Source organism: Streptomyces brasiliensis, from assembly GCF_014647875.1.
Taxonomy (GTDB): Bacteria; Actinomycetota; Actinomycetes; order Streptomycetales; family Streptomycetaceae; genus Streptomyces; species Streptomyces brasiliensis.
In genome coordinates this window covers 1-3502 of the sequence record NZ_BMQA01000179.1, presented here as the reverse complement: position 1 = coordinate 3502, position 3502 = coordinate 1, and the positions used below count along the sequence as shown (strand labels likewise).

Sequence of the window (3502 nt, the reverse complement as noted above, 5' to 3'; positions counted from 1 at the left end):
GATCTGGATCAAAGACCTCACTCAGACCACCACTTGATCACGACTCAATACGCGCCCTAGTGGAATGGGCCGCCGCCGCTCTCCGCATGGTGCTGCAGGTGGTCAAGCGCGCCGAGAACGCCGTGGGTTTCAAGGTGCTGCCGCGCCGCTGGGTGATCGAGCGCACGAATGGCTGGCTGATGCGCACGCGCCGGCTGGCGCGCGACTACGAGCGCACCACCGCGGCCGCCGAGGCGATGATCTACTGGTCGATGACCGCGCTCATGATCCGCCGCCTGGCCGGACGCTCGCGCTGAACCGGCCGTCCGGCTCCTTGACCAGCCAGCCCCGCTCGGCCATCCGCCGCGCCTTGGCGCGCACCCGCTCAACCCCGGCGGCGGAGGTCTCCCAGCCCAGCCGGGCGGCGATCTGACGGCAGTTCAGCGGCCCGGCCCCCTCCCGCGCCGCCGCCTCGAGCGCGCCGATGATCCGCTGGTAGTCCGGGGCGAGCACCGCTGGCTCCACTCCGGGCCGCCGTTCGGGCACGATCGTGCCCGGCGCCGCGGCAGCAGCTGCTTGTGCGCCCTCCGACGGCGGATCATCGGCTGCGCGGGCCTCGGCCAGCGCCGCCGCGAACTCTTCCTTCGCGATCACGGCCCGCTCGCAGGCCTGCTCGGCCTCGGCGAGCGCAGCAGCGGCGCGCTCCGCCTCCTCGCGGCACTCCTCCAGGCGCTGACGCGCGGTCAGCTCCCGGTCCTCCAGCAGCCCCATGGGCGACGGCATCCGGTCCTCCACCAGCGCGGCGACACGACGCCGTCATTCCTGCCACCCGACCACCGGCAGCATGCCTGACCTGCAGAAATCAAGCGATCACGTCCGGATTGATAACGGCCTCTCAAGCGGCTGGAGGACTTCCGGTTCGAGAAGAACCCCCACGTCTCACCCCAGATCATCGGCGAGCTGAAGAACCCTGCCTGGGTCCAGGAGGGCCGTCCTCTGGTCCTGATCGGCGACAGCGGCACGGGCAAGAGCCACCTGCTGATCGGGATCGGTACGGCGATCGCCGAGGCCGGGCTGTCGGTCCGCTACACCACCGCCGCCGCCCTGGTGAACGAGCTCGCCGAGGCGGCCACGGCCAAGCGCCTGTCCTCCGTGATCGCCCGCTACAGCAAGGTCGACCTTTTGTGTCTGGATGAGTTCGGCTATCTCGACCTGGACAAGAAGGGTGCCAAACTGCTGTTCCAGATCTTCACCGAGCGGGAGGAACGCAAGGCGACGGCGGTCGCTACGAACTCCCCGTTCAACGAGTGGGACTCGATCTTCAACGAGCCCCGGCTCTGCGCGGCCATCGCCGACCGGATCACCTTCCGCTGCACGCTGATCCAGACCGGCACCGACTCCTACCGGTTCCAGGCGACCGAGGACGAACGAGGCACCAAGAACGCCCCGTCAGTTCGTCCTCGAACGTCCGGTCCGGTCAGCTCAACAGGGCAGCCGTGAACGTCTTGCGGTGGTCCACCAGCCAGGTCTGCATACGGTCCCAGCGTTCCCATCCACCACGCTCGGCCAGCGCCTGGAGATAGACGGGGTCACCGTCGGCCACTCGGCGGGCGACGAAGGCCCGGCAGACCTCCGTGGCCTGCTCGATGACGCTGGGCAACTCGGCGCGGTCTCCCGCCGAGAGGCCATAGCTGTCGGCAAGGATCCGCAGCCGTGCGGGCGCATCCAGCCCGGAGGGATAGAGGGCAGCTGCGGATCCGGGATCGAGGGCGGGCACCCAATAGCGGGCGGTCATGGCGATGTCCCAGAGGGGGCGGCCTGGGGCCGCCAAGTCGAAATCGATCAGGGCAGCGGCACGACCGTCGCGGAAGACGACATTGTCTGGGCACACGTCGTTGTGGCACAGCATCGTTCCCCCCTCCGGGTCGGCAAGGTCCCGGGGCCACTCGGCATGGGTGTCGACCGCGACAGCCGTGCTGGTCCCATGCAGGCGCCGCAGCAGGCTCCCTACCGATTCGAGGGCAGTATTCGTCATTGCCCAGTCCGGGAACGGCGGCAGAGCCACGTCGCCGGGGATGAAGGTCAGCTGCTCGCGGCCATCCGCGGTGAGACCGACAGGGGCCGGCGCCGCGTTGAAGCCGTGTTCCTTCAGCGCAAGGAGATAGGCATGCAGGGCGCGCACGTTGCGCGGCGCCGGGCGCTCAACCAACGCACCACGGCGGAAGACCGCCCCCGCGTTCGCCATCCCGCCGACCAGCGCCTCGTTTTCAGCCGTCATGAGGATCACGCTATCGCCAGATCGACCCCACGCGGGCTGGGCCGCAAACTCGGTGCGAACAAGCGCCCAAGGCTCACACGCAAGACCGGGGCCACCCAAGCCATGCCTGTCAGGGACGCAGCCCCGGGGACCCGGGGAACTCCCAACCTATCCACCCGACCCGCTTCCGACGGCACGGACACACACGGCTTCATGCAGACCATGTCCCTCCCCTCGTAGCGTGGAGTCCGTGATTGCAGGGGAAGTTGAGGTTCATGGGAACCGAGAAGCGGACGTACGACGCCGAGTTCCGTGAGGGTGCTGTACGCATCGTGATCGAGACAGGGAAGCCGATCCCGGAGGTCGCTGAGGAACTCGGTGTCCATCCGGGAACGCTGCACAGCTGGGTCTCGCGGTGGCGCCGCAACGGCTCGGCCTCCTCCGACCGTCCCGCACCCGCTGCCCCGGGCGGCCGTCTGCGGGATACCGAGCGTGCTGAACTGGAGCGACTGCGGCGGGAGATGACGGAGAAGAACAAGCGCATCCGGGAACTGGAGATGGAGCGTGATGTCTTCAAACGCTGCATGGCCTTGTGGGTGAAGTAGCTGCGGCGGACCCGGCCCAGGTGGCCGGGGTGATCAGCGACTGCAAGGCCGAGCAGAACATTCCGCACACCCTGGCGTGTCGGGTGCTGGGCGTGAGCGAGTCATGGTTCTACAAGTGGGTGTGTCACGAACGCCAAAGGGGGCTCGATGTAGGCAGAGCTTCGTGAGGCGGTGCTGTGTGGAAGATGAAGGTTCTGGCCCTTCGGAGTCGCCCTGCGGGGGGAGGCTCCAAACCGCCACATGCTGCGGCGGCTGAATGCCGACCGTGGTGAGCGATGTGGAAAAGGCGCCCGACGAGGCGTCAGGTGGGGATCGGGAAGGCGAGCGCAAGCGAATCGCTGCTGACGTGTCGAAATAGAAACAGACGACATCGAAACCGGGGTGTCCACTTGATCCCGGGATGAGCCTGGCGGAAGCCCGCCGACTGGCCAGGCGGTGTCCGGCATGGAGGCGACGCGAGCCCGATCTGCGGCTTTCACGCGGAACGTGAGAAGGCACGATCCGACACTGTCCGCCCCGTGGGCGGCGAGAGGGAGCGTCTCCTGCGACTGGGGTTGCAGGGGGACTTGAGTACCGTCGCGGGTCGTGCTGGCGGACCGGTTCGTAGGTGCGCCGGGATAAACCGGCATGGAGGAGGAGATGGAAGAGCTCTACGCCGAAG

The 3502-nt window shown here is 67.9% G+C and carries 5 protein-coding genes; 3 read left to right on the top strand and 2 right to left on the bottom strand.

Annotated elements, in window-relative coordinates; translation table 11 throughout:
- Positions 1 to 86 precede the first annotated feature (86 nt).
- Positions 87 to 296 carry a transposase gene (locus IEZ19_RS49440; protein ID WP_189317904.1) on the top strand — a complete coding sequence of 70 codons (210 nt, stop codon included), beginning with the start codon at positions 87 to 89 and terminating at the stop codon, positions 294 to 296.
- Here the strand turns inward: IEZ19_RS49440 and IEZ19_RS49435 are convergent.
- On the bottom strand, positions 262 to 762 hold the full coding sequence (locus IEZ19_RS49435; RefSeq protein WP_189317903.1) for a hypothetical protein: 501 nt from the start codon (positions 760 to 762) through the stop codon (positions 262 to 264). The genes IEZ19_RS49440 and IEZ19_RS49435 overlap by 35 nt on opposite strands.
- A 120-nt stretch (positions 763 to 882) precedes the next feature.
- On the opposite strand from IEZ19_RS49435, the gene IEZ19_RS49430 reads away from it, so the two are divergent.
- A complete protein-coding gene (locus IEZ19_RS49430; RefSeq protein ID WP_189317905.1) occupies positions 883 to 1479 on the top strand; it encodes an ATP-binding protein in 597 nt (198 codons plus the stop codon).
- On the opposite strand, the gene IEZ19_RS49425 is transcribed toward IEZ19_RS49430, so the two are convergent.
- Positions 1457 to 2257: an aminoglycoside phosphotransferase family protein gene (locus IEZ19_RS49425; RefSeq protein ID WP_189317902.1), complete on the bottom strand. Its 801-nt coding sequence runs from the start codon at positions 2255 to 2257 to the stop codon at positions 1457 to 1459. The two genes, IEZ19_RS49430 and IEZ19_RS49425, sit on opposite strands and share 23 nt — an antisense overlap.
- 254 nt (positions 2258 to 2511) lie before the next feature.
- Here IEZ19_RS49425 and IEZ19_RS49420 point away from each other — a divergent pair, with 254 nt between their 5' ends.
- A complete protein-coding gene (locus IEZ19_RS49420) occupies positions 2512 to 2841 on the top strand; it encodes a transposase (RefSeq protein WP_189317901.1) in 330 nt (109 codons plus the stop codon).
- Positions 2842 to 3502: the final 661 nt, after the last annotated feature.

Excerpts from the sequence above, each read along its gene's own strand:
- IEZ19_RS49440 (WP_189317904.1), top strand. The coding sequence starts at position 87 with ATGGTGCTGCAGGTGGTCAAGCGCGCCGAGAACGCCGTGGGTTTCAAG.
- IEZ19_RS49435 (WP_189317903.1), bottom strand. The coding sequence starts at position 762 with ATGCCGTCGCCCATGGGGCTGCTGGAGGACCGGGAGCTGACCGCGCGT.
- IEZ19_RS49425 (WP_189317902.1), bottom strand. The coding sequence starts at position 2,257 with ATGACGGCTGAAAACGAGGCGCTGGTCGGCGGGATGGCGAACGCGGGG.
- IEZ19_RS49420 (WP_189317901.1), top strand. The coding sequence starts at position 2,512 with ATGGGAACCGAGAAGCGGACGTACGACGCCGAGTTCCGTGAGGGTGCT.